General features: G+C 72.1%; 2 protein-coding genes. One reads left to right on the top strand and one right to left on the bottom strand.

Annotated features, from left to right (window positions below; genetic code table 11):
- Nucleotides 1-1139, bottom strand: a 1139-nt coding sequence (locus tag FNH04_RS45740) for a trans-sulfuration enzyme family protein (RefSeq protein WP_152792111.1), incomplete at its 3' end; no start/stop codon positions are given.
- A gap of 60 nt (nt 1140-1199) precedes the next feature.
- Between FNH04_RS45740 and FNH04_RS45735 the strand changes: the two genes are divergently transcribed.
- Nucleotides 1200-1666 (top strand): Lrp/AsnC family transcriptional regulator (locus FNH04_RS45735; RefSeq protein ID WP_152792110.1); only part of this gene is annotated, 467 nt, incomplete at its 3' end.

Genomic DNA, 1666 nt, shown 5'->3' with positions numbered 1-1666 from the left:
GCCCACAGGTCCTCGACGTCCTCCAGCCCCACGGACATCCGCAGCAGCCGATCACTCACCCCCGCACCCCGCCGGTCGGACTCCTCCACGATGCGGTGGCTGATGGACGCCGGGTGCTGGATCAGGGTGTCGACGCTGCCGAGACTCACGGCCGGGGTGATCAGACGGACCCCGGCTATGACGTCGTGCGGGTCCCGGTTCACCTCGAAGGCGACCATGGCGCCACCGATGCGCGGATAGTGCACGCGGGCCACCCGCGGGTCGACGGCGAGGCGGCGGGCGAGTTCCGCGGCGGTCGCCGAGGCCGCGCGGACGCGCACCGGCAGGGTCGACAGACCGCGCAGCAGCAGATAGCCGGCGAGCGGATGGAGTACACCGCCCGTGGCGAAGCGGACCTGGCGCAACCGCCCCGCGAACTCCTCGTCGCAGGCCACCACACCCGCCATCACGTCCCCGTGCCCGCCCAGGTACTTCGTCGCACTGTGCAGCACGAGCCGCGCGCCCCGCTCCGCCGGCCGTTGCAGCACGGGCGTCGCGAACGTGTTGTCGGCGAGGAGGGGCACCGAGCCGGAGGCGTGGGCCACGGCGCGCAGGTCGATCTCGGCGAGCGTCGGGTTGGCCGGGGACTCCACCATCACCAGCCCGGTGTCGGGGCGCAACGCCTCCGCGATGCCCGCCGGGTCGACCCAGGTCACCTCGGACCCGAGCAGGCCCGCGGTCAGAAGATGGTCGCTGCAGCCGTACAGGGGCCGTACGGCCACGACATGACGCAGCCCCATCGCGTTCCGTACGAGCAGCACGGCGCTCAGCGCCGCCATGCCGCTCGCGAACGCGACCGCGCTCTCGGTGCCTTCGAGGCGGGCGAGGGCGGTCTCGAAGCGGGCGACGGTCGGATTGCCGAGCCGCCCGTAGACCGGCGGGCCCTCGAGCTCCCCGCCGCCGGCGGCGAAGGCGTCGATCCGGGCGGCCTCACCACGGCTGTCGTACGAGGGGTAGGTGGTGGAGAGGTCGATCGGCGCGGCGTGCAGCCCCTGGCGCGCGAGGTCCTCGCGCCCGGCGTGCACGGCTTCGGTGGCGAGGGCCCTGGGGGCCGCCGTGAGGGTGTTCACGGTCGCGTCACAGTCGATACCGGAGTCCATGGGCAGCAGACTGAACACTGACCGGGGCTGTGCGGCATCCCTCCGTGTTACGTTCGCCCCATGGCCGAATCTGTCGTACTGGATCCGGTGGACCTCCACCTTCTGCGGCTCTTGCAGAACGACGCACGGACGACCTACCGCGATCTCGCGGCGCAGGTCGGTGTCGCGCCGTCGACGTGTCTGGACCGGGTGACACGGCTGCGCCGGTCCGGCGTGATCCTCGGTCATCAGCTGAGGCTCGATCCGGCCAAGCTGGGCCGCGGTCTGGAGGCGCTGCTGTCCGTGCAGGTCAGGCCGCACCGGCGGGAGCTGGTGGGACCGTTCGTGGACCGGATCAAAGCGCTGCCGGAGTCCCGTACGGTCTTCCATCTCACCGGGCCCGACGACTACCTCGTGCACGTGGCGGTCGCCGACATGGCGGACCTCCAGCGGCTGGTCCTCGACGAGTTCACGGCGCGGCGCGAAGTGGCGCGGGTGGAGACCCGGTTGATCTTCCAGCAGTGGGACTGCGGCCCCCTGCTCCCTCC

The organism is Streptomyces phyllanthi, assembly GCF_009377205.1.
GTDB lineage: Bacteria > Actinomycetota > Actinomycetes > Streptomycetales > Streptomycetaceae > Streptomyces > Streptomyces phyllanthi.
This window is presented reverse-complemented; position numbering and strand designations above follow the sequence as displayed.